Origin of the sequence: Sporanaerobium hydrogeniformans (assembly GCF_002735925.1) — a bacterium.
In the GTDB taxonomy this organism is placed as follows: Bacteria; Bacillota; Clostridia; order Lachnospirales; family Cellulosilyticaceae; genus Sporanaerobium; species Sporanaerobium hydrogeniformans.
The window spans coordinates 1-6,107 of record NZ_PEDL01000045.1 but is presented as its reverse complement, the minus strand read 5'-3'; the positions used below and the strand labels follow the sequence as shown (position 1 = coordinate 6,107).

Sequence of the window (6,107 nt, the reverse complement as noted above, 5' to 3'; positions counted from 1 at the left end):
AGGGAGTGTTCCTCCACCGGATGATGAGCTACCGCTTGAGCCTGAACCACCTCCGCCTGAAGAAGTAGCTTTAACTGTTACTTCCGTCCTAGCACGAAGAGTTGTTCCTTCTACCATTCCTTCTACAACAAATGTACCTGCTTGTGCATATTTTTCTGCTAAAATAGTATCCCATACTACATTTACCATGGCTTTTGTCGTATCACTATAAGTTGCTTCCACTTGCAGCGGTAATTGAGGCTTTGTGCCTGCCATTGTTGTTACTTGCACTGTTTTTAATCCTGTGATTGTAGGTGTAATAACAGGTTTTTCACTAACAGTTACCTCTGCTCTTGCACGAAGTTCTGTTCCCTCTACTGTCCCCTCTACTATAAAGCTGCCTATTATTGCATACTGTTCTTGTAAAACAGCATCCCAAGTCACATTTATATTCCCTGTTGTATTATCACTATAGGTTACCTTCACTGTTTTAGGTAATACTGGAGCTACTCCTATCTCTGTACCTACTTCTACTGATGCAACGCCTGTAATAACTTTTTTAGGCGCATAAACCGAACCATCTGCCAAGATGATGTCATCTGTTACACCTGCCATAGTTGGTTTAATTGCAAGAAGTAGACCGCTTTTTTCATCATAAGGTACTTCATTAATACAGGTTTCACGGTGATAACCAAGACCGCTAGTATAAATACCAAGTGGCATATAGAAACGATGATAAGAAATATAGTATTTACCTGTGTCAGCATCTTGCATCATTGACTGGTGTGCAGTGCCCAACATACCCTTTTCTTTATCCTTTTGTAATAATAAATATTTTTGTGTAACAGGACCATAAGGACTATTCGATGTACCATAGTTTACACGATAGTTCTCACTACCTGTATCATCACACGACCATGTAAAGTGATATGTATCTCCAATTCGTAATACTATAACTGACTCACGGAAGTCGGTTAATCCTTGAAGTAATCGAGTTGTGCCACTCTTAATACTTACTATACCATTATCATTAACTTCCAATTCTGCCACCGCTGCTGAACCATTTCCATAATAAATATAGTGTTTACCATCTATATCTGTAAAAATAGAAGGGTCAATGGCTTGTCCTACTTTTGCTCCTGCTGTATTAGATGAGCTATAAGTAATTAATGGACTAGTCTGCGCACTATATGGTCCTTGTGGTTTATCTGCAACTGCAACGCCTATACTTGAACTACCACTACTTTCCTTCGCACAATAAAAGAAATAATACTTATTACCTATTTTTTCAATGGATGGCGCCCAAGCAGAGCCTATAGACCATGGACTCTTTGGAACGGTATAGTTATGAACTGTATTCATTGCTTCAACTGCATCTTTGTTAACCTCAAGAATAGGTCCTTCGTTATGCCAAGGTCCTTCAAGTGAGTCTGAAGAGAAAGCATAGAATGTAGTCCCACTCCATCCACTAAACCCATCAGTTGTGGGGAATATCCAGTACTTTCCATCAAATTGATCAATATCAGGATCTGCAAACTGTCCTGGTAAAACAGGATTATAAGCAAGCTCCGGAGTTTTAACTACAATCTCTTGAGTGTACTCTTGTGAATTATAAGTATATGTTGCTACTACAGATAAATTTTTACTCAAATCAACTGTGTCACCATTTTTAAAGGATTTACCATCAATTGTTAATGCTACCCTATCTTCCAATAAATCAAGCATTAACGGAATATTAGTAATATCAACTTTTGTAGAAGTATTAGTCTCTTTATCATAGCTATATGCCTTGATAATAGAAATTAATTCATTATTTTCTAATTTACTCAAGATGGTTGTATGTTCATCTAAACCAGCCTCCCCACTCACTGCAGGTATTCCAACTGAAGCACCATTAATTAACGTTGGTGTTGTATTGTTCATTGCTGCAATTTCAACACCACCTAGTGCACGGTCATAGAATTTAATGTTATCATAGCTTCCTTTAAAATATGCATCCCCAGAATAGAACGATTTCCCAAAGAGAATATCTACATTCTCTCCTAAATCACTTAGTTTTGTAGCACTCGTATTATTACTAGCAACAAGCTTGCCATCAACATATAATTTCATCTTATTATCATCAAAGGTAAGGATGACATTCTTCCAGTTACTCACTGCATTTGACACTGTTCCTGCCATCTTAGACTCTGCTGTATAACTACTAGTTGTTATACCCGTATAAAAGTCATTTCCCCTCGCCCTAAAGAACATATACTTATTACTATCTTGTCCAATTGCAAAGGTAAAGAAATTACCACTACTTAATTCCGTTTTAATATCAAAAGAAATAGTAGCCTGGTCAAGGCCGTCCATCCAGCCCGCAGGTAATTTAGCATAACTGCCTGATGTGCCATCGAGTACTAGTTTACCACTAGCCACTGTAGCATTTCCCTTAAGAGTAAGATTGCCATCTACAGTGCTCTCAAAATCTTCACTAAAAAATAGACCATTTTCATCCGAAGCAGGACGTGTTGCTGGTCCTACTAATTCGTCCCCACCAAAAGCTGCTAATATACGTGCTTCTTCCGCTTTAGAAAGACGAAGCACTGAACCATGGCGGAAATTACCATCCTTAAAAGTACTACTCAATCTTTTAAAAGTAAGATTTAAGCTTTCCATATCTTCCTTACTAATCGTAAAACCACGATAAGCGCTATTATCTCCCATAACGCAAATTGTACCGTCTGGCAATTCGTAAGATGTTATACCTTCCATCGAATCAAGTCCTGCTACTGCAGATTTACCACGTGCCATCACACGTTCCCATTCACTACTATTAGGATTATTAACATCATAGGGGGAATCACTTAATGTCTTACAACGATCAATCACAGTTAACCAATCTGAAGTTGAAAAACGGTAATAATAGTCACCAATTTTAGTAATTGATGAATCAATGATATTTACCTCTCCTCCACTTGGATTATCTTCATTAAGCCATACTTGTGGCTCTGTAAATGTGTGAAAATCGCGGGTACGGCAAACATATACACGTAGTGCCCAATCATTTGTCCCATTCTGTCTTTGATCACGTCCTGACCAGTATACAAGATAATCTCCTGTCTCCTCATCATAAATTGCCTCAGGTGCCCATACGCATCCAGCATAAGGAAATCCAGCAAATACTAGCCTAGATTCAGTCCAATTTACCATATCATTAGATTCCCAAACAACTAGCTTTTGACTGGCATTAAGTTGATCCCAAGTTTTACCTGGTGCTGTACCTTCAGCATGTAGGTCAGTACCTAAAATCCAATATTTATCTCCTTCAGCAGAACGTATCAAATGCGGATCACGTACACCTTTAGTCCCACTGCTATTTTGTAAAATATACTGGGAAATATCATTTTGATCTTTATTTAATTTTGTCCAATTTGCTCCGTCGGGGCTGTAGCCATAATAAATCTTTTCATAATCAGTTTCTTTAAAATATGTCCACAGATAACCTGCTGTATATTCTGTGTCTAAATTTTTAGGTTTTGGCTGTACAGTAACATCAAAAACCTTCGTCATTTCTTGCCCATTTAAAGACAGTTTTGCCGTTAACTGAACATTTGCTGGTGTTTGATTAGCCTCTGGGCGATTTACTATCCCCCCATCGTATAATTCACCAATTTGACCGTTATCTGTCACAATCCTGGTATCTGATGACTCCCAATCAATAGTCGAACCATTCGCTCCTTCTCTAACAAGTGGCAAATTACCTCTGACGTCATCTGTATTATAGAGTTCAAGTGCATTATAATCTTCCTTGAGCTTTAATGCTACTTGTCCTGCCTCATCAAGCTGTTTTATAACTGTCGCTGGAAATTGTTTAGTCTGTGTATAAATACCTTTTGTTAATATAGCTGTTAAGATAACTTCTACGTCTTGAGCATCTGCTGCTGGTCGATGTACTATTCCATTATTTTCAATGACTTCTGGTTTATTAGATGTCCAGGTAATAGTACTGCCATATTCTCCTTTAGTTGGAAGTACTAAGTCCTCTGTTACTGCACTTACATCGCCCAAACTAAGTGTATTACAATCTTTTTCAAACATGCTTTGTTCAGTCTCTGAATAAATATCTTTAATTTCCATACTGCTCAGTGCTCTATTGTAAATCTTAAAATCTGATATCTTTCCTTTAAAGTAAGGATCACCTACATAAGGCGCTCTACCAATAAAGTTATAGGTATTTATAATGTCCTTTGGCAGATAAGTCATCCCACTGTTTTCACCTAATTTTTCTCCATCTACATAGATTACACCTGTTTGCCCTGTTTGAGTATAAGTAATGGTTTGCCATACTCCTTTGTTATAGACACTGTTAACTGTTGTATTTTTTTCACCAGACCAACGCGTTTTTGTACTAGCGACTCTAAACTTATCTGTATTTAAAATAAACCCTAAGTAATTTGCATTTTCATTGCTATTTGGGTCTGTAGAGGATCCAAAGTTAAAAATCCATGCAGGATACTTTGCTTTTGTGTCAACGTATACTTGAGCAGATATAGTAATACTGTCTAAACCGGTTAGAATATTTTGTGGCAGTTCTATATAATCATCTACACCATCAAAAGCTATTCCTCCACCACTTACCCAAGTGGCCCCACCTTTTACAGTTGCACTATGTCCATTGCCTGTCCCATCTACTACTGTGCTCCCACTTCCTTCATCGAAGGTATAATATAAAATGGCATCTTCTGCTACTGTCACATTGATTGTATAATCCTTATTATCGTATGTTACAGTAATTGTAGTCTTACCTAAGTTAACTGCCTTTACTATACCCTGTGCATCTACCGTAGCTATGGTTTCATCTGATGATATATAAGTTGATTCAGTTGTTACATTTTCGATTGAGCTATCTTCATTTGTTTTAGTAACTTTTATTGCATGTGTTTTACCTTTAGCTAATGTATATGTTACTGCATCTAATGCAATAGTATATGCATTGGCTGAAGCTGAAGGAATAACACTTACTACGTTTGAAAATTGAGATTCTTCTCCATCAGTAAATGTCATTTTATAATAGTATATTGTTCCTTCTGTTACACTTGTATCTGTATAAGTAGAAGCTCCTCCACTATAAACTTCTGTATAGCTACTATCAGGAGTAGTTGAGCGATATACCGTATATGCTGTAGCACCTACTACATCTTCCCAGTCTAAAGCAACAGATGTAGCTGTTTTTCCTGTACTGGTTAATACTACATTGTTTTCTGGAATGCTTTTTACTCTATACTCACTAACATACATGCTTCCCCAGTTCGTCCTTAACCCTGCTTTACCAGAGCTATATGTATTATCTACTGCACTCATAATTTTTTGATTATCAACATAACCTTCAATTCTATTACCATTAAAGGTCATTTTAAATGTATACCATTGATTGGCATTTAAAGTCATAGGATAGTCTTTTAAAGATTGTGAACCAACTTGTAAGCTAATAGTTTTTGTACCAGGATTATAACCCATTTGATAATATTTACTACTATCTGCTTGCACACGTCCTCTTAGGTTAATCCATGAATCACCTGTAGGCATATATACTTTTGTTTCAATTGTATAATCTGACCAGGCTGTATCTCCTACCGTTAAATAGCCCTCGCTCGCTTTACGTTCATAAAAAAGTGCATCTTTCTCTGCTTCTGTAGGATTCGCTTTTAAACTCCATTCTGCATCCCAAGTTCCTGCATTAATAGACCATGCTTGGCTAGTCGTTTGAGGATTTTGGAATGTATCTTCAAAGAGTAGGATAGACGAACTTGCCCATACATTAACTGGCGTTAATCCTAAAAATGTACTCATTAGTACGGTTAAAGATAATAAAAGTGAAAGTGATTTCCTTCTTATATTTTTCATAATTATCTCCTTAATACTAAAATAAATTCTTTAATTTAAATACGGTGTGAATTTAAGACTTTATTAAGTAGCTCTATAATTCACACCGTATTTCTATTAATTCTTTATTACCTTTGCTTTAATTCATTGTTGGTAATAACTCATTTAACTTAATAATTAAAGTCATCATCTCTGCACGTGTTAATTCTCTTTGTGGTTCCATTGTGGTTGCACTTGTTCCAGATAATAACCCTACACTC

The 6,107-nt window shown here is 36.7% G+C and carries 1 protein-coding gene; it reads right to left on the bottom strand.

Annotated features, from left to right (window positions below; translation table 11 throughout):
• On the bottom strand, nucleotides 1-5,868 hold a 5,868-nt coding region (locus CS063_RS17180; protein WP_143452489.1), incomplete at its 3' end, for a family 43 glycosylhydrolase.
• Nucleotides 5,869-6,107 lie beyond the last annotated feature (239 nt).